Here is an 18,822-nt window from a genome sequence, read left to right on the forward strand (position 1 = left end):
TTAGGTTTCGATTGCCAGTGTTAATAATTCATCTGCATCAAGATAAACCTGATCAGCTTCGACCTTGACGCTGAATTTCTGCGTGCAACCTTCATCTGGTGAGACGGCACAACCAGTTGGTAGTTCTATGTTCCAGTTATGCAAAGGGCAGGCGACTTTTTCGCCGAAGACGATGCCTTGCGATAAGGGACCACCTTTGTGCGGGCACTTATCCAAGAGTGCGAAGATTTTGTCTTGCGTGTTTCTGAAGATCGCAACATCGGTCTGTGCCTGACGTTTGACGACACGTGCACCGAGTACGGGAATGTCGTCTACGCGACAGATGATTTGCCATTCTTGGGACATGGTTTTTCCTTTGTTTTCAATGTGTTTTGATCAGCCAATTTAATGTAGGGCGGGTTTATCTAAAACCCCTCAACGCCGAGGCGCAGAGACGCCGAGAAAGTCGAAAAGAGAGGAAGCCGAGTAATCAAATGTTTTCTCGGCGCTCCTCTGCGCCTCCGCGTCTCGGCATTGAGGGGTTTTGTGCTTGATGAATGCATGCATGTAATTTCAATCCTATTGCGGAGAGGATGCATGTTTTTCATCTAAACTCATCCGCCAATCCGCTCAAACTGCCGCGTATCCACTTGCGCCTTCTCAGGCTCATGCCAAGGATCAGCTTCACCTTCGAGTGAAAACAACAAACGTTGATACAACTCCTCACGTCGTGCAGAATTTTCTAATATCTGTTGCTTCACATAGTCGAGTCCAACGCGGGCGATGTAGTGCACGGTACGTTCTAAGTACCAGCCTTCCTCGCGATACAGTTGGAGGAAAGCACCTGTGTATTCCATCACTTCTTGATGCGTCTTGAGCTTGACCAAAAATTGTGCGACTTCCGTCTTGATGCCGCCATTGCCGCCCACATACACTTCCCAACCCGAATCTACACCGATCACACCGACGTCTTTAATCCCCGCTTCGGCGCAATTGCGTGGGCAACCAGAGACCGCGAGTTTGACTTTGTGGGGCGCGTACATGCGGGCTAATTCGCGTTCTAATTGCTGCCCCATGAGCGTGGAATTTTGTGTACCGAAGCGACACCATTCGCTACCGACGCAAGTCTTCACCGTGCGCAATCCTTTGGCATAGGCGAGTCCTGACGGCATGCCCAGATCTTGCCAGACTGCGCGTAAATCTTCTTTCTTTACGCCGAGTAAATCAATACGTTGACCGCCCGTGACCTTCACCGTTGGGATATTGAATTTGTCGACCACGTCGGCAATTCTGCGCAATTCGGAGGCATTGGTTTCACCGCCCCACATACGCGGGATGACGGAATAAGTGCCATCTTTTTGGATATTCGCATGCGAGCGTTCGTTGATGTAACGTGATTGCGGATCATCCACCGCTTCTTTCGGCCAGGTCGAAATAAGGTAGTAATTCAAAGCAGGGCGGCAACTCGCGCAACCATTTGGCGTGCGCCATTCCATGAACTGTTGAACTGCACTGACAGTTAATAAATGATTGACTTTGATCGCTTCACGTACCGCATGATGCGAGTGGTCCGTGCATGAACACATGGCCTTGGCTTTGGGTGTCGCCGAATAATCGCCACCTGCCGTGAACATAATGATTTGTTCGACCAAACCTGTACAGGAACCGCAGGATGCCGATGCTTTGGTATGTTTTCGCACATCCTCAAGCGTGAACAAACCTTTTTCTTTAATTGCTTTGACGATTGTCCCTTTACACACACCATTGCAACCGCAGACCTCTGCGGTGTCTGGCATAGCCGCTGCTTTGGTGTGGCCTTCGTGGCCGACGTCGCCCGTATTCGATTCACCAAACATCAGTGAATCACGAATCTCGGCGATGTTTTTCCCTTCACGCAACAGCTTGAAATACCAACTGCCATCGACGGTGTCGCCATACAAACAAGCACCTATCAGTTTGTCGTCTTTCAGCACGAGTTTTTTGTAGACGCCACCGATAGGGTCGGATAAGACGATTTCTTCGGTATCTTTTCCACCTGAGAAATCACCCGCAGAAAATAGATCAATGCCGGTGACTTTGAGTTTGGTAGAGGTGACTGATCCTTGATAACGACCGATACCGAAATTCGCCAAATGATTAGCGCAGACTTTCGCCATTTCGAATAAAGGCGCGACCAAACCATATACCGTACCGCGGTGATTCACACATTCACCGACCGCATAAATGCGTGGATCGTAAGTTTGCATGGTGTCGTTCACGATCAGACCGCGATTGCAATACAGCCCTGCCGATTCCGCTAAAGCTGTATTGGGACGTATCCCGACCGCCATGACGACGAGTTGTGTGGGGATTTCTAAACCATCCGAAAAACGGATGGCTTTCACACGGCCGTTTTCATCGCCTAGCAAGGCTTCGGTATTTTTCTCAAGTAGAAAATTAAGTCCACGATCTTCTAAAGATTTTTGCAGCATCTTACCTGCGGTGAGATCAAGCTGCCTATCCATCAGCCATGCGGGCAAGTGCACGACCGAGACATTCATGCCGCGCATCTTCAAGCCATTCGCAGCTTCTAATCCGAGCAAGCCACCACCGATCACGACGGCATGCGTATGCTCTGCCGCTGCAGCGATCATGGCATTAGTGTCGTGGATGTCGCGATAGGCAATTACACCTTGCAAATCTTTGCCTGGTACAGGCAGCATGAAAGGCGTAGAGCCGGTGGCGATCAGCAATCTGTCGTATTCGGTTTCCATGCCATCTTCGGCGATGACCACACGTTTGTAGCGATCAATTTTGACGATTTTTTTACCCAGATACAGAGTGATATTATTCTCGGCATACCAGTCAACATCATTGAGCATAATGTCTTTAATCGTTTGTTCGCCCGCTAATACTGGCGACAATAAGATACGATTGTAGTTGGCATAAGGCTCGGCGCCAAAGACCGTGATGTCGTACAAATCGGGGGCGATTTTCAGCAATTCTTCTAAGGTGCGCACACCTGCCATTCCATTGCCGACCATGACGAGTTTGAGTTTTTTCATGATGAAAATCCTTAATTTGAAAGCGAAAACCTCTCAACACAGAGGCACAGAGGCACAGAGAAATGCGAGAAAAAATCAAAATCGCAGAGGTCTCTTAATTTAGGTGTTCTCTGTGCTACCTCTGTGCCTCCGTGTCTCTGTGTTGAGAGGTTTATATTTTTTTTCCGATCAAGCCACTTCCTTACTCGGATGCGATTGACGGTGATATAAAAATTCCAGCACCGCGCTGCGATATTTGGCGTATTGCGCATCGTTCGCCAGAGCGACTCGTTCACGTGGTCGTGCTAATTCCACGGACAAGACTTCACCGATAGTTGCGGCAGGGCCATTGGTCAACATCACGATTTTGTCGGATAGGAGTACCGCTTCATCTACATCATGCGTGACCATCACGACCGTCGATCGTGTCTTGGCGACGATCTTGAGTAACTCGTCTTGCAAGTGTGCGCGGGTCAACGCATCGAGTGCGCCGAATGGCTCATCCATCAATAGGACTTTTGGTTCAATCGCTAAAGCTCGGGCGATGCCGACCCGTTGTTTCATACCGCCGGAAATTTCATGCGGACGTTTTTTGTCGGCAGCGCTCAGGCCAACTAAAGCGAGGGCATTGCGAGTGCGGTTGATGAGTTCTGCTTTTGATTCCGTGGATGAGAACACGCGTTCTACCGCCAGGTAAATATTTTCAAAGCAATTTAACCAAGGTAATAAAGAGTGATTTTGAAATACCACACCACGCTCAGGCGACGGCCCGGCGATTTCGCGATTAGCGCACAATAAAGCGCCAGATGTCGCGTTGGTTAATCCTGCAATGAGATTCAAGAGTGTCGATTTGCCGCAGCCAGAGTGACCGATCAGGGTGATGAATTCACCTTTGGCGATGTGCAGATTGATATCGCGCAGAGCGTGAAAGCTGCCTTTCTTGGTGTCAAAGCGCATCTCTACATTTTGAATTTCTATGTATTTTTTTTCATTCGCTTTATCGGTGCCAGTGGTGATGGCAGTGACCGTCGAATTTTCCATGAGTTGTGTCATCACTAAGCCCCAGTCTCTTCATAAGTAAAAGCACGTGCTACTGCGACCAAAATTTGTTCCAGAATCAAACCGACAAAACCAATTACGACAATCGCGATAATGATGTGCGGTACATTCAAGTTATTCCATTCATCCCACACCCAGAAACCGATGCCGACACCACCCGTGAGCATTTCTGCCGCGACGATCACTAACCACGCTGTGCCGATGGCGAGGCGTACACCTGTCAACATATACGGCAATACGCTAGGCAATAAGATGCGTGTCAGGATTTTCCATTCGGACAAATTCAGTACCCGTGCCACATTCATATAATCTTGCGGTACACGTTGCACGCCGATGGCAGTGTTGATCACCATGGGCCAGATGGAGCAAATAAAAATAGACCAGATGGCGGCAGGATGGGCGGCTTTAAAAACTAAAAGACCGATAGGTAACCAAGCCAAGGGCGAGACGGGTTTGAGCAGGCTAATGATGGGATTAAACATACCCGCCATAAAGCTGAAGCGACCTATCATGAAGCCGAGTGGAATACCCACGATGGCAGCTAAACCAAAACCGACCGCGACCCGTTTTAAAGAGGCATAAATATTCCAGCCTATGCCCTGATCGTTAGGCCCATTTTGATAAAAAGGATCAGAAAATAATTTGATCGCTTCTTGTAAAGTAAGCCATGGTGAGGGTAGCGAGCTATTCTTTTCGGCAATGATGGTCCAGATTAAGACCAGTAAAGCCAGCCCTAAAAATTGGGGCAACATCTTTAAAGCGATTGCTTTTAGCTTGGTCGAGAATTTGAGCGAGAATGAAGAGGGCGTCGCCATCTTGGTTTCTTTCTTGTGTGATTGTGCCGGCGTGGGACCTGGCATTGCCGGAGCTGCATTGCCCTTATCGGGCACGCTGGCATCCGGGCTGGCGGTATAAGTCGAGAGCATGCTAGTCATAAAAATCCTTAGGCCTTGATCTTGAAGGAAGCGGCATAGGCAGCAGGATTTTTGCCATCCCACACCGTACCATCGATCAATTTACTCTTACGCATCACATCTTTTGGCACATTGACCTTGGCCATTGCTGCACCGTCTTTGTAAATGTCGATACGATTCACGGCCTGCGCTACTCCCAAATAATCTGGATCGGTTTTCAACAAACCCCAGCGCTTGTGTTGAGTCAGGAACCACATGCCGTCCGATAAGTAAGGGAAATTTACCGCGCCATCATTGAAAAATTTCATGTAATAAGGATCATCCCAAGTCTTACCCAAACCATTTTGATAGCGACCCATGATGCGTTGATTGATGACGTCGACAGAGGTGTTGACGTATGATTTTTCGGCGATGATTTCCGCCATTTTTTGTTTATTCATCAGCGATGCATCAATCCAACGGCTGGCGTCGAGAATTGCGGCAATAACTGCACGTGCGGTATTGGGATATTTTTGTGAAAACTCCGCAGTGCAACCCAATACTTTCTCAGGATGATCGCGCCAAATGTCTTGTGTGGTGGCGGCAGTAATACCGATACCGTCTGCAACCGCGCGATGATTCCAAGGCTCACCCACACAATAGCCATCCATATTGTCGACGCGCATATTGGCGACCATTTGCGGTGGCGGTACGGTGATGACTTTGGCCTCTTTCATAGGATTGATGCCGTGTGCAGCCAGCCAGTAGTACAGCCACATGGCATGAGTGCCGGTAGGGAAGGTTTGGGCGAAGGTGTATTCACGTTTTTCACGTGCCATTAATTTGGCGAGACCGGCGCCATCCACCGCACCTTTGTCGGCAAGTTTTTTCGATAATGTGATGGCTTGACCGTTATTGTTGAGGGTCATCAAGATATTCATATCTTTTTTGGGACCGCCTATGCCGAGCTGCACGCCATACACCAGACCGTACAAAACATGCGCCGCATCGAGTTCGCCGTTGACCAATTTATCGCGCACACTGGCCCAGGATGATTCCTTGGTCGGGATAATTTTGATGCCGTATTTTTTGTCAAAACCCATGACTGAGGCGATGACCACTGAGGCACAATCAGTCAAAGGAATGAAGCCGATTTTGACTTCTTCTTTTTCTGGCTTGTCAGAGCCTGCAGCCCACGCACCACTTACGCCGACGCCGAGGCCTAACATGCTACTTGCTGCAAGCATGCCAGCACCTTGAATGAGATTGCGGCGTGAGGCCTCGTGTGCAGTCGGTGTAGGGTTGGCAGGAGATGTTTCATCTAGGGCACCTGTTTCGTTTAAGTGGTTGACTTGCTTATTCATGGTTTGGCTCCAGCGTGTTGGTCTTTACATTGCATGATCAAAACGAAAAAAGGCGTCTTACTACCCGGCTCAGAGGAGCTAGATAGGAAGACGCCTTTGTCTTTTTGGAAGTGCTAAATGAGCAGACAAGCGCAGCAAGATGGTCGCTGCAATACTGGTCTTACTTAATTAGTCCTTCCTGAGAAATTTACCGCCGTTAGCAAATTTCTGTCTGTACCGATGAGGTACTTGATCTTGTAGTTGCAATTACTGTGCCAACTGGTCTTATCGCTAGTTCGCCTTGCGTTTGTCAAAATCGGGCTGGTAAAAAAGGATTTTTTGCACTGATTTGGAACCCAATTTGGTGCAATGCACTAAAAACGATCAGATTGAGATTAGGTCAGCACGCCCTAATGTTAAGCTAGCAAATCCGCGACATCTAAAATGCGTTGAGCCAGATCGACTAATTTAAGATTTTTTTCCATCGCTTGCTTGCGTAGCTTTTGATAGGCTTCGTTTTCGCTCAGGCGATGACGTTCCATTAATAAGCCTTTGGCGCGCTCTATGGTTTTGCGTTCGGCCAGTTTAGTTTTGGTGTCGGATAATTCCGAGCGTAGTTTTTGATCCGCGTTAAAGCGCGCTACCGCGACCTCGAGTACTGGTTTTACTCTATCGACTTGGAGACCGGCCACCACGTAGGCTGAGACACCGGCGGCCATCGCCGCTTCTAGTTGTGAGGGATTGCCATCTTCGGTAAATAAGACGATAGGGCGCGGTGCATCACGACTGACAATGACCAATTCTTCCAAGACATCGCGAGCATCGGATTCGGCGTCGATGATAATCAGGTCAGGCTGCAATTGCGTCAGCCGGTCAATCAGATACATATCGCCGGGAATAGAGGCAATAATATTGTAGCCAGCTTGTAGCAAGCCTATTCGTAAAGCGCGCGAGCGAGCCATTTGCAGTTGCATGGCAGGATCTTGATCATGAGTATCCTCTGACACCGGCATCACGGTATTGATGACGACGATCTTCAGGTTAGGCGCATGAGGTTGAGACAAACAGGGCTCCAGAACTAAGTGCGAAATCACATCACAGAATCAGCTGATTAGCGCTGCGTCAGAATTGCCAATGTGAATCGCAATATAAAAATAAAATGTCGAATAAGTATTGAGCGCTGCTAATTTTGAGCAGCACTCAAGTTAGTCATGCAATATTCGCGCCACCTTATTTTGGGGAGCCGTGCTTTTCCTATTTAGCTAACTTACGGTGCTGTATAGATGACCACAAGGACGCGACAATAAACGCGACACCGATCAGTCCGGTAAAAATTTCTGGAATGTGATACTTCATACTAGCAAACATGATCAAAGCCAAAATGCCTATCGCATAATGCGCGCCGTGTTCCAGGTAGACATATTCTTCCAAGGTGCCCTGACGGACTAAATACACCGTCATCGAACGTACAAAGAACGCACCTATAGCCAAGCCCAGCATGATGATGACGACATCATTGGTGATGGCAAATGCGCCGATCACACCGTCGAATGAAAACGAGGCGTCCAGCACTTCCAGATACAAGAAACCGCCTATGCCGCCGCTTTTTACTACCGCGCCAATATCGATATCGGTGGCTTCTTCTTTTTCCAATAGGCCGCTAATGAAGTCAACGCCGACGTAGGTCACTATCCCCCAAATACCCGCCAACAGTACGGCAAATTGCTGTGCCTCCTCGACCAGACTGACACTGCCTATGACCGTTAACAGCGCTACTAAAACAGGAATAGAGCCGATAGTGCCGAACGCAGACATTTTCTCTTCTATATTGCCCAGCCAGTGCATGTTCTTTTTTTCGTCAAATAGAAAATTCAAAAACACCAGCAATAAAAACACGCCACCAAAAGCGGCGACTTCTGCATGATGACTGATCAGATGAGTGGAAAAAGCCTTAGGATTATTGATGGCAAGATCCCAGACTTCGACCATGCCGAGGTCAGCTGCCTGCGCCACGATTACCAGAGGAAATACCAGACGCATACCAAATACAGCAATGACGATACCGACTGTTAAAAACAATTTTTGCCAAAATGCATCCCAGGTTTTTAATACCGAGGCGTTCACCACCGCATTATCGAAGGACAGTGAGATTTCTAAGATCGCCAAGATTGAGGCGATGCCGAGTGCGGTCAGGGCCGCATTAATGCCACCATGGGTATAACCCCAGTAAGCGGCCAGCGCTAGTAGAACTATAGAGATCAGGATAGATACTTTGAAATGCTTCATGGGATTCCGAAAGGATAAGTTACAGACAAGCGATAAGCTAACAGGCGTCATTCTTGGTGAGAGCGACTGACCAAAGCTGCGATTTTAAGTCGAAGAATAACGCGAGTTTAACATCGAAGATTGATGACGTACGGTTTCCTCATGAAGCATTTATCTTGGATGTGTCGAATCACTATGCCAACAGTTGCATCTGGCGAGACTTTGCCAAGAGTTTGCCATATACGATTAGGTTTTAAGCAATATGCCGCCTGCGTACTACGCGCCTTCTGTCGTATATCGATCTTGTGCTGCGATGATCAATGACAGCTCCCTCTGTTTTCAATTTAGGATCAATTATGTTGAATAAAAAATGTCTCCCAGCGATCGCATTGCTTGCTATGTCTATGGTGAGTGCCGCCGCCAGCGCTCAAGTGTATGTCGATGCTTCGATTGGAAGTGGTAAATGGACTAAGAACTGCGCGGGCGAGGTGAAATGCACATCAGGTACGGCAGTTAAATTCACGGGTGGGTACACCTTAGACAAAAATTTTGCACTAGAGGCCAGTGTGTTCACCTTAGGAAATCATTCGACCAAACTCGTTACTCCGACGATCTTTCATATGACGGAAGGTAGAACGAATGGCGTATCTTTGGCCGGTGTGTTCAACTACGAATTTAGTGAAGGGTTTTCAGGCTTTGCAAAACTCGGTATTGCCTCACTGCGTGAAAAAGATCATTGGACGAATAATCGTATTGATCCAGGGATGGTCACTTTTTCTGAGACCAGTTCGACGCATTTGATGTTAGGTGCTGGTTTGAAATATAAGTTGAACGATAAAGTGTCGTTGACCTTAGAGCTCGATCAATTTCGTTTGAAATCGAATTATCAAAAACCTGCCGCACGTGCACTTACCGTAGGTGCACAGTATGCATTTTGATGGGCTACCGCAATAGTTCTGGGCATTTTTCTTCGATGTTTTATTGCCGCAGATGTAGTTAGCTTCCCTTTCTCTGCAGTTTCGAAAACGGGCTCAAAATTGAAATCCCTCGTCGCTACCCAAGTGCCAGTCTTGGTTGTGCGTACGAGGGATTTTTATTTCCAGCTAAATCGAGCACACACAAAACCCATATTCACTTCACACAAGTTGTCTACACTAGGTCAACAGGCACTAGGCCTGTTTATAGACGACTTTCAAGGTGAATCATGAGCACAAAAATCCTACTGATCAATCCGCCGCACACTGCAATTGGCAGTCGTATTCCTAAAGAACAATTGCCACCATTGGGTCTCTTGAGTATAGGCGGGCCTTTAATTGACGCAGGTTTTAATGTCAGCTTGCTTGATGCTGAATTTGGTCCTATGTCTTTGTTTGACATCGTGCGCACTTGCAGAAAACAGGCTCCACAGTACGTGATGTTGGGACATTCCGGATCTTCTTCCGTGCACGCTACGGTGGTGGTGCTGTGCGCGATGTTGAAATCAGCGATGCCAAATCTGGTCATTATTTATGGCGGTGTATTTCCTACTTACCACTATGAACAAGTGTTAAATGAAAGCCCTTACATTGATTTCGTCGTAAGGGGTGAGGGCGAGCGTACTACGACGCAATTGATGCGTGCATTATGTCAGGGCGGCGATCTCGCCTTAGTAGATGGGATCGCCTATCGTCAGAATCATGCGATACAGGCGACCGCTGCGGCAAGTATGTTGGAGGATCTCGATGCCTATCGCGTAGGCTGGGAGCTGATTGATCATAGTCGCTACTCATATTGGGGTGGCAAACGCGCGGTGGTCGTACAATTTTCACGAGGCTGTCCCTATCTGTGCAGTTATTGTGGACAGCGTGGATTTTGGACGCAATGGCGCCATCATGATCCCATCAAATTCGCCAAAGAAATGGCGCGACTACATAGAGAACAAGGCGTTGAGTTAATTAACTTCGCTGATGAACTACCCACCGGTTCACGTAAAGCCTGGAAGGCATTTTTAGAGGCGTTGATCGCAGAGAAAGTAAATTTAATCCTAGTAGGCTCCACCCGAGCTGGCGACATCGTACGCGATGCGGATATTTTGCATCTATACAAAAAGGCTGGCGTGATTCGGTTTTTGTTGGGCATAGAAAGCTACAACGAAGCCACACTCAAGAACATCAAGAAAGGTGCCAGCACCAGTGAGGATCAGCAAGCGATTCAATTGCTGCGCCAGCATGGCATCGTTTCCATGGCGACTTACGTGGTCGGATTCGAAGAGGAAACTGATATCGACTACTGGCGCTCACTCAAATACTTGCTGCGCTACGATCCCGATCAAATTCAGATGCTCTACGTCACACCGCATCGCTGGACGCCCTATTATCCTACGGTCAATCAGCGCCAAGTGATACAAACTGACACCCGCAAATGGGATTATAAACATCAAGTGCTGGCCACTAAAAAGGTGCCACCCTGGCGCATCTTCATGTGGGTAAAAAGCATGGAAGTCATACTGCAAATGCGCCCCAAGGCAATCTATAGAAATTTATTCAGCCGTGACCGTGATGTCGCCTATGCGATGCGCTGGTACACCAAGATGGGTAGACGTGTTTGGTTGCGAGAGGTGTTTGATTTTATTTTTAAAGATAAGCGAGTAAAGAACGGTCCCAGTTTGGAAAGTTTTTTAGGTAAGTCTTTGCATGAGCGTGAGAATGCGATGAGTAAGTTCAAATTCAAGCGCAAAGTGACTGAGATTAAGTGGGTGGATTTGCATTGAGTCGGACGAGGTAAGCTCAAGGCGGGGGAGATAGTAACAATTGTGGACCGTAGTTTGGGGTGAAGCATCTCGCCGATATGGCAGTGAAAAATTGAATTAGTGCCACTACGCAGCCGGGCTTTCCACTACAATGTCCCCAATTAAATTTCGTACTAGCATCGAAGATCATGGCAAGACTCCCTCGTTTAGTAATTCCCCGTCAGGCACATCACATTACTCAGGCCGGCATAGACGGCAAAATTATTTTTGTCGACACGGCGGATTATGTCGTCTTCATTGATTGGTTAAAAGCGGCGGCGAAACAATTTGCTATTCAGATTCATGCTTATGCCATTTTGCCAGATCGTCTTCATTTGCTGGCGACACCAAGTGATGAAGTCGGATTAGGCAAAATGATGCAATGGTTGGGGCGATATTACGTTCCCTATTTCAACGCCAAATACAAGCGCAGTGGTTTGCTGTGGCAGGGCAGGTTCAAAGCGACCGTACTGGAAGCTTCTCATTACTTTCTACCTTGTTGTGTGATGATAGAGGAAATGGCAGTACGTCAGCATTTGGTGCAAGAGCCGTCTAGTTATCCCTGGTCTAGCTGTCAGCACCATCTGGGGATGCGGGTTGATCCTGTGGTGGCGGATCATGCGATGTATTGGGGCTTGGGGAACACGCCTTTTCAACGCGAAGCGGCATACCGAGATTTGCTGGAAAAAGGACTGTCTTCCAGCCACTTCAAAGCCATTAACGATGCCACCAGCAAGGCGTGGGTATTGGGCTCAGATTCATTTAAGTTGGAAATGGCGAAGCTGACTGAGCGCAGAGTGGAGCCAGCATCGCGTGGGCGACCACGGAAGAAAGTTGTGGTCGCTACCTGAAATTCATCATAAATAAAATTAAGTAAATTTATTTATTCGCCCACCAATTGCACAGCATCAATCACTTTATAGCCACGCTCCAAGTTATTTGCCAAAGTGACTTTAACCGCCTTAGCCTTGTAATTGGTTTTTTCAAAGCTGCGAACGAACCAAGTACGATTGCCGCGTCTATCGCGCTTTTGATCGCTAATGCCTTCCCAGACAGTATTCCATTTGCCATCCGTGTTTTGTAATTCAATTTTGCTGATGGCTTCAACGCCTTCACCGGCTTGGAATACCACGCGTACTTCGCTTGCGGACACGGGTTTTTCGTAACTTAATTCCAACCAATCAAAACCGATATCCTGATTATTATTCGTCCAGTCCTTGCCATCGACTGCGCCTTTAGCATTGATCGCCAGATTAGATGAGGCTGGGCCCGAACTATTTTTTTCGCCGAAGGTTGAGCTGGCTTTGGCATCATTCGCCCATTGTGCTTTGCTGTCATTGATGTATTGGTCTTCCATCTGGGCGTAGTCCATCAGGGCTTTTTTCTTGGCCATTTCCCTTTGCTCAGGCGTTTCTTCCACAGGAGCGGGGCTTGCGGCTGGCGCCGCTACGCTTGCTGTCGATGGGGCGCTGGCAACAGCGACGGCAGTTGCCGATGCGTCAGCGGATTTTTTGTTGCAACCCAATACGAGTAAGCAACTGATCGCTAATAATGCGGATAACAAAGGTGAAGTGCGAAATGTTTTTTTCATGGAAGAGTCAATCAAAAAAGTTGAAGCAAAATATCATGTCGAAATAACATGGATGTGAGAATCACATTCTATGCGAAATGTTTCCTCTATTTCGTAAAAAATGTAATTGTTTGTCGTTTTGGCTTAATGCGCAAAGGATGCTTGTGTGCGCTTCTCATTGCGTCATTTGGAAATTTTTTTGTGTTCTTGGTTGTCATCTAGATTGGCGGTCGTCCGCCCCTGTGCTCATGTCGACGCATTCGCATGCCGAAATTTATGTCAGCTGGCCCTAGTTAGCGCTTTTCTCTATCGATGTTGCGTAATAAGGACCAAACCATTGCGCCTAATACAGCGAGTGCTGCGATTAGCGCCGCCCAAAACACATAGTGTTTTTGTGTGCCCTCAGGTTTATTTGGTGTTGCGGTGATAGTGGGGTTGTCGCTGACGACGCCTTGCTTTGCTTCCGTTCTTGAAACTCTTATTTCAGCAAAATCTAAATCGCTATCGCTTAGATTGAATTTGGGCATTAATGTGCTGACATCGAGCGCTTTTCCTTCTTTTGTGTTGGTTGAAAATTCTATGCGATACGGTGTATCGCCACGCGTCAAAAAAGCCAGATGACGACTTAAGGTTCCCAATGAAATTGTTGGCGCTACGGCACCTAGGCTCTTTACACCAGCGGGGATTTGCAAACGAATTTTGTTGAAGGCTTCGCCGCTCAGGGAAAAATCTTCAGTGCTGACTTCTCCAGCCGGAAGATCAAGGCGGTAAGCGGTGCTATCGCCGAGAAAAAATTCCTGCGCAAGTGAGGATGCTGTTACGTGTTTTTGATGGCGCAGAACATACAGCGGATTGCGGACATGCCTGTGTGCTGTAGTTGGTTGTGCTGATGGTGGGAGCTCGCCAAAAATCTGTACTTTGGCTAGTGTATTTTTTTCTTGCAAATGGAGTCGTAAGCTATCAATCGGCGTGTTTGCCGGTACTTGGTATACACAAGAACTGGCATCGCAATGATGCGCCTTGATGGTGTCTGTCCATTGCATCAGTGGCGTGACTAGCTCTTGTGCTTGGGTGTCGACGTCGATCGCCAAAATCTGGGGAGGAGTTTGTGCTTGATCTGAATCTGTTGGCAGACTGATGCGCAGATATTTTGCCTTACTGTGACCGAGGTTCAGAGACAATTTTTGTATCTGTTCACCTTGATGTTGTAGCTGCACAAGTTGTTCGACGCTGCCCAAGTTGTGCCAGGTTTTAAAGTCCTCACTAGTCTCAATTTTTACCGGCGCAATGCCTTGAAAATTTTTGTCGATGCGCACTCTGGCTTGTACTAAACGAGCGGCTGGATTTAACTTGCTGGCATCGACGATCCAAGTATGAATGGAGGTCGTTGCGTTCTTTGTCGGTTTAATATTGCTTTGTGCTATTAAGCTGCCATCAGTTTGACGCAGGATATTGAACGCGATGAGCTCCTTGCTTTGACTATCATCTTTGAGCGTCGATAAGGGAAAAAATGGCAGCGTATGACTTTCTATCTTTAGCGTTTCGCTTGCGCTGTCTAGCCAGGCATAGTTCAAGAAATCTCCCTTGGCGTTCCGTATCTTCAGGTCAGATAGCTGACTATTGGCACTGAGTGGGTAGAGCGCCATCGGCATCCTCACTGCGTAGTACGGTGAGGATTTTGCCGTGCTGGTCGGTAGCTCGATAAACATGACGCGATCATTTGCAGCTGTCGTTGTGGCGACGGACAATAGCAATGCCCCTAAGCTGGCACAGATAAGATGTGAAAGCTTAGGCATGATGATTTCCTTCTTGGTCTTTCAAATTCTCAGTACGGTCTTTCGCGGCCTCACTCGCCACTTTTGGTTTAACCGGCACTGGTGCGAAATAGCCGACTACCAAAAATGCAATGCCAACGCCAATGAAAGACACAATGCGATACAGGCCGCCGCGTCCAGCGAGTTCAATCACAAATAATTTCAAGACCACGATGCCGAGTAAGACCACACCCGCAATCCATACTGTACGAGAGGCACGGCGATTACCCGATAACATCAGACCAACGCCGCACAGCGCCCAGGCTATCGATACTGAAGCTTGTGCCAAGCGCGATGCAAATAGGGAGTCGAAATCCCAAGCGATATCGCCAAAATGGTGTACTGAACGCAGCACCATTCCCGTCAACAAAGCCAGGCTGCTCATCGCCAAAACGCCTAGTGCATGAGGTCTTGGTAGTTTGACTTTAGCGCTGTCTGGTAGTTGCTGCCACCAAGCGTACAAGCTCAATAGTATGATCAATTGCGCTAGCTCTAGAGGATTCAGTAATGGCAGGTAAGGCAAAGGTGAGGCGTTGCCAGCCGACAGAATATTGCTGACCCAGCACCAGAGTAAAAGATAAAGTGCAATTGGTGTGCATGCCTCTTGCAAATACACGCTGCGATACTGTGAAACAGGCCAGCGTTGCGCGAAGTATCGACGTCCCAAACCAAACAGGGTTAATGCAGGTGCCAAAATCCACGCTAATAAAACCCAACTTGAAGTCGGCTCACTCAACAAGCTAAATTGTCCGCGTAATTCTGCAGAAATGATAAACAGCGCTAACCATAGGCCTAGTATGTGCAACCAGGCTAAAAGGCGTGGGTGTCCAGTATAAAATGGTTCTTGCTGTTTCAAAGCAAACCAATGCCAGATAAAGGCGCAAGGCCAGGCAAGAATTCCCCACGAGCTTGAAGGTAAATAGGTGGCTAAACTTCCCATCATGCCAAGATCGGCAGCGTAGATAAATAGACCTAAACTGACTGCACTTAATAGACCCATAGGCTGCCAGTCACGCCATTTTGCTAATAGCAATAAGAGCGCAGCGGTGGCTATGCCTATCGCAATATCGGCGTTGGGGACGGCTGCGGGTAACTGCCATTGCGTGAAGGCAGACGCGGTTTCTGCTAGCCAGGCCATCAACCACCATGCTAAGCCCCACAATACAGGCAACCATAACATGACCGCCTGATTGCACCAGGGATTTAGCCAGGCGCGGAAGTTGGCGTTACTGTCAATCAGATTCGTGTCGGCATTTTGCGGTTTGCTGGATGCTGATAATTCACGCAATACCACCAAAAAGCGTTGTGCTTCCGCACGTATCTGATCACCACTCCACCATCCCGCAACCGCTAAAGACAAAGCAGCAAAGAAGCCCAAATTCATGAATGGCGTAGTCGCATAAGTATGGCGATGAGCAAGGAAAATGAGGGTGCTGAATGCTTGCATCATCAGAGCGAAGGTCGCCAAGGGGGCATGCGACATATGCAATGCGCCAGCCAAAATGAGGCAAGCGGTCAAAGGCCAGAGCGCGGCCGCTTGTGGCAAAGTCAAGGCAAAGAGCATGGCGATATGCAGCAAGCTAAAGGCGCTGATCAAAGCCACGCTATTGAATATCGACCATGCTGGCGGTAGACCCTGCATTTCCGCTTCGTGCTTACTGCGCAACATGTGGCGGCCGGCATTCAAAAGTATAGATACAGAGATGACCACGGCAGCCAGCATGCCGCGCCAGCCATCTTGTAAGAAACTTTGTGGTTCTGCATTGCTGTTGGTATGCAGGGTCAGTATGAAACTAAGTAATGCGAATGCCTGTATCGTCGCCGCAATCGGTCGTAATGCGGGCAATTGACGGCGTATTCCCTGATCAGAGACGATCAATGCCAGTGCCGCGCATGTCGCCGCTGCAAAAGTAGGCCGCAGCAAGAGCCAGGGCAAAAGCATCAAGGCCGTAACGCCGAGCCAAGGCAAGCCAGCAGCCCCTAGCGATTCCCAACGCGCCATGTTGTCTTGCGCGCGACGCAAATGTAGTACCCACATGCATAGGGCACTCAGTCCCAATAACACAGGGCCGAGCAAGGAACCCTCTAGCAAGGCTTGCTCAGGTACCGCATTGATGCTGATAGCCTTGAGCAATTTGAGCGTGGCGCCAGCGATGACGACCAAAGCAAAAGCACGTGCATAAGGGCGCTCTTGTCGTGTGCCTAGCCAATACATGCCAGCACCTTCTACCGCCCAGGCAGCGCTAGTCCAAGTACCTTCTAAGCCCAAAGGAATCGCGAGCGTGGCAAAGATCGCCGCGACGATGACGTAGGCTTCCGCTAATAATGCCAATCCTTGCTTTTCTTTGGAGAAGATGAGGCGTGCTAACCCCAGATAAAAGAAGGCAACGGCTAATGCCGACCATGCCGCGCCAAATTCTGTGTGTTGCACCAATAAGTATTGCAGACCAAACGCAGTAATCGGATTGCCAAACACCAGCGCGCTGTCAACGCGACCTACAATTTTTATGCCCGCAAATGGATTACCAGTCTGTTGGGCTAAGCTCGCGGTATGCCTTGCTTCCGATAAAGTACGACGTGCAAAAAGAACACCGATTAGTGCAAAGAGTACGAAGAAGAAAATCAAGAAAGGCTGTACCAAAGCATAGTCACTATCAGCGTAAAATTTATTCGCCCAGCCTATCGCCAAAGTAAAGGTGCCAACAAAGGCAATCACATTCAGGACGCGCCAAGCGTTGAACCAGGCGACTAGGAAGATACCGACATCGAGTATCGCCAGATAAGTGAACAGACCAAGAGGACGATTCGCGCCTGTTGAGGTCAGGATGGGCGCAGCAAAGCCTTCCAAGGCCGCGATAATCGCCAGCGCCGGTGCCTTTTGCAAGACCGCCAGCGCAGCACTCAGAACCGATATGGCAAATAGAAAAGCAAAGCCGATTTCCGGTGCGATCAGCGCATGCACTTTGAGCGCCGACAGTATGGTCAGATAAAACACACCGATCGCCATTCCTTGCAGACTCAGCGCATAGTCGCGTCGCTTATGACGCAATACCCAGCCTAATCCTAGTAATACAAGGCCGGTCAAGGCGACGCCAACATAGCGCAGTTCGACCGGCACTGTTACGCGTTCTGCAGTGTAGCGCAGTAAGAAAGCCAGGCCGAGGAATAAAATCAGTACGCCAACTTTTACTAGTATATTGCCGCCGTAAATAAAATCGGCGATGGGCTGAGGCAGACTTTCACGGAAAGTTTTACGCGGTGGCGGCGGTAACCTCTTGGCGGCAGGTTTGACTGGTGCTGTTTCTATGCTTGGCGTTGCGATGGAGTTGAGAGGAAGCGGTGTTGCTACCGCAGTGCTGGTCAGCGCCATTTCTGGCGATGCAGGCCTTGGCTTCAGATTGTTCGCAGTGTTGGTACTTACGGCGAGATCAGTCTTGGTCGATGTAATTGCCGCTTGCATGACACTGTTTAATTCTGCTTCTGGATGACTGCGAAGTGGGCTTGTTTGATGTTGAGTGTTGGCTAGCGGTGTCGCCGCTGTAACGACTGCAGCGCCAGTATCTGTTTCGCTCGAAGTGTCAGTGACGTTAGCGGGTGCTGATGGCGCCGCATTGTCGGTAGCCGAAGTGCGATAGGCGCGCAACTCTTCTTCCAAAGTTTTTAGCTTTTGTTCTAGGTTGGTGATGGTTTTTCGTAATTCATTGAGCGCCGCTGCGGCCTGTTCATGCAGGGTTTGGTTAGATTTTTTGAGCGCGTCAAATCGCGCACTTAAATTCATCTGCAAGATCAAACCGAAAACCCCACCTCCAAGCACATAAATCAATGCTGTGCCTGAGCTTCCTAGGCCTAATGCCAGTCCAATCAACGCGCCTATCCACCACATAGTCTACCCTCTCAAAAATGACTAAATGTCAATGCAGGAACTGTAAGTAGTATTTTGAGTTTTTACAAGAGAAAGTCGCTGTCTATCGCGATTGTTGTATCGACGTAGATCAGCTTGGGCCGTAATGGGACGAGCTTGGCTGGTATCAAGCCACTTAGAAGCGCTTGGGGAAATACCAACTTAGTCTATCAGCGCAGGCGAATCCGGTTCGCCCCAGCCTACTCAC

At 48.5% G+C, this 18,822-nt stretch carries 13 protein-coding genes; 3 read left to right on the forward strand and 10 right to left on the reverse strand.

Annotation, left to right across the window (positions count from 1 at the left end):
- The 7 genes from nirD to AC1RR2_RS03135 all read right to left on the reverse strand — a co-directional run bounded on the left by nirD (nucleotide 1) and on the right by AC1RR2_RS03135 (nucleotide 8,583).
- Complete coding sequence (nirD, locus tag AC1RR2_RS03105) at nucleotides 1–345, reverse strand: nitrite reductase small subunit NirD (RefSeq protein WP_493220843.1); 345 nt, start codon at nucleotides 343–345, stop codon at nucleotides 1–3.
- A 248-nt stretch (nucleotides 346–593) separates the two neighbouring features.
- The gene (gene nirB, locus AC1RR2_RS03110; RefSeq protein WP_493220844.1) at nucleotides 594–3,023 is read right to left on the reverse strand and encodes a nitrite reductase large subunit NirB; all 2,430 of its coding nucleotides are present in this window, start codon (nucleotides 3,021–3,023) and stop codon (nucleotides 594–596) included.
- A gap of 168 nt (nucleotides 3,024–3,191) precedes the next feature.
- A complete protein-coding gene (locus AC1RR2_RS03115; RefSeq protein WP_493221000.1) occupies nucleotides 3,192–3,959 on the reverse strand; it encodes an ABC transporter ATP-binding protein in 768 nt (255 codons plus the stop codon).
- 98 nt (nucleotides 3,960–4,057) lie between these two features.
- Entirely contained in the window at nucleotides 4,058–4,876 is an 819-nt protein-coding gene (gene ntrB, locus AC1RR2_RS03120; protein WP_493221001.1) for a nitrate ABC transporter permease, read from the reverse strand.
- Nucleotides 4,877–5,004: 128 nt separating this feature from the next.
- Complete coding sequence (locus AC1RR2_RS03125; protein WP_493221002.1) at nucleotides 5,005–6,201, reverse strand: CmpA/NrtA family ABC transporter substrate-binding protein; 1,197 nt, start codon at nucleotides 6,199–6,201, stop codon at nucleotides 5,005–5,007.
- A gap of 512 nt (nucleotides 6,202–6,713) precedes the next feature.
- The gene (locus AC1RR2_RS03130) at nucleotides 6,714–7,310 is read right to left on the reverse strand and encodes an ANTAR domain-containing response regulator (protein WP_493221003.1); all 597 of its coding nucleotides are present in this window, start codon (nucleotides 7,308–7,310) and stop codon (nucleotides 6,714–6,716) included.
- A 241-nt stretch (nucleotides 7,311–7,551) separates the two neighbouring features.
- On the reverse strand, nucleotides 7,552–8,583 hold the full coding sequence (locus tag AC1RR2_RS03135) for a DUF475 domain-containing protein (RefSeq protein WP_493220845.1): 1,032 nt from the start codon (nucleotides 8,581–8,583) through the stop codon (nucleotides 7,552–7,554).
- A 335-nt stretch (nucleotides 8,584–8,918) separates the two neighbouring features.
- Between AC1RR2_RS03135 and AC1RR2_RS03140 the strand changes: the two genes are divergently transcribed.
- From AC1RR2_RS03140 to AC1RR2_RS03150, 3 genes are all read left to right on the forward strand, one after another.
- Nucleotides 8,919–9,500, forward strand: coding sequence for a porin family protein (locus AC1RR2_RS03140; protein WP_493220846.1), 582 nt, complete (start codon nucleotides 8,919–8,921; stop codon nucleotides 9,498–9,500).
- Between the two features lie 266 nt (nucleotides 9,501–9,766).
- A complete protein-coding gene (gene bchE / locus AC1RR2_RS03145; protein WP_493220847.1) occupies nucleotides 9,767–11,311 on the forward strand; it encodes a magnesium-protoporphyrin IX monomethyl ester anaerobic oxidative cyclase in 1,545 nt (514 codons plus the stop codon).
- A gap of 167 nt (nucleotides 11,312–11,478) precedes the next feature.
- On the forward strand, nucleotides 11,479–12,180 hold the full coding sequence (locus AC1RR2_RS03150; protein WP_493220848.1) for a transposase: 702 nt from the start codon (nucleotides 11,479–11,481) through the stop codon (nucleotides 12,178–12,180).
- 32 nt (nucleotides 12,181–12,212) lie between these two features.
- On the opposite strand, the gene AC1RR2_RS03155 is transcribed toward AC1RR2_RS03150, so the two are convergent.
- The 3 genes from AC1RR2_RS03155 to AC1RR2_RS03165 form a co-directional block, all read right to left on the reverse strand.
- The gene (locus tag AC1RR2_RS03155; RefSeq protein ID WP_493220849.1) at nucleotides 12,213–12,920 is read right to left on the reverse strand and encodes a hypothetical protein; all 708 of its coding nucleotides are present in this window, start codon (nucleotides 12,918–12,920) and stop codon (nucleotides 12,213–12,215) included.
- 272 nt (nucleotides 12,921–13,192) lie between these two features.
- Nucleotides 13,193–14,695 (reverse strand): DUF3999 family protein, encoded by a 1,503-nt coding sequence (locus AC1RR2_RS03160; protein WP_493220850.1) that lies wholly within the window; start codon nucleotides 14,693–14,695, stop codon nucleotides 13,193–13,195.
- Nucleotides 14,688–18,596 (reverse strand): DUF2339 domain-containing protein, encoded by a 3,909-nt coding sequence (locus AC1RR2_RS03165; protein ID WP_493220851.1) that lies wholly within the window; start codon nucleotides 18,594–18,596, stop codon nucleotides 14,688–14,690. Before AC1RR2_RS03165 ends, AC1RR2_RS03160 begins: the two co-directional genes overlap by 8 nt.
- Between the last annotated feature and the right edge of the window lie 226 nt (nucleotides 18,597–18,822).

The sequence above is a fragment of the Undibacterium sp. GW821-FHT11H02 genome (assembly GCF_058808015.1).

Excerpts from the sequence above, each read along its gene's own strand:
- AC1RR2_RS03115 (WP_493221000.1), bottom strand. The coding sequence starts at position 3,959 with ATGCGCTTTGACACCAAGAAAGGCAGCTTTCACGCTCTGCGCGATATC.
- AC1RR2_RS03155 (WP_493220849.1), bottom strand. The coding sequence starts at position 12,920 with ATGAAAAAAACATTTCGCACTTCACCTTTGTTATCCGCATTATTAGCG.
- AC1RR2_RS03135 (WP_493220845.1), bottom strand. The coding sequence starts at position 8,583 with ATGAAGCATTTCAAAGTATCTATCCTGATCTCTATAGTTCTACTAGCG.
- AC1RR2_RS03125 (WP_493221002.1), bottom strand. The coding sequence starts at position 6,201 with ATGCTTGCAGCAAGTAGCATGTTAGGCCTCGGCGTCGGCGTAAGTGGT.
- AC1RR2_RS03130 (WP_493221003.1), bottom strand. The coding sequence starts at position 7,310 with ATGCCGGTGTCAGAGGATACTCATGATCAAGATCCTGCCATGCAACTG.
- nirB (WP_493220844.1), bottom strand. The coding sequence starts at position 3,023 with ATGAAAAAACTCAAACTCGTCATGGTCGGCAATGGAATGGCAGGTGTG.
- bchE (WP_493220847.1), top strand. The coding sequence starts at position 9,767 with ATGAGCACAAAAATCCTACTGATCAATCCGCCGCACACTGCAATTGGC.
- AC1RR2_RS03140 (WP_493220846.1), top strand. The coding sequence starts at position 8,919 with ATGTTGAATAAAAAATGTCTCCCAGCGATCGCATTGCTTGCTATGTCT.
- AC1RR2_RS03165 (WP_493220851.1), bottom strand. The coding sequence starts at position 18,596 with ATGTGGTGGATAGGCGCGTTGATTGGACTGGCATTAGGCCTAGGAAGC.
- nirD (WP_493220843.1), bottom strand. The coding sequence starts at position 345 with ATGTCCCAAGAATGGCAAATCATCTGTCGCGTAGACGACATTCCCGTA.
- AC1RR2_RS03150 (WP_493220848.1), top strand. The coding sequence starts at position 11,479 with ATGGCAAGACTCCCTCGTTTAGTAATTCCCCGTCAGGCACATCACATT.
- ntrB (WP_493221001.1), bottom strand. The coding sequence starts at position 4,876 with ATGGCGACGCCCTCTTCATTCTCGCTCAAATTCTCGACCAAGCTAAAA.
- AC1RR2_RS03160 (WP_493220850.1), bottom strand. The coding sequence starts at position 14,695 with ATGCCTAAGCTTTCACATCTTATCTGTGCCAGCTTAGGGGCATTGCTA.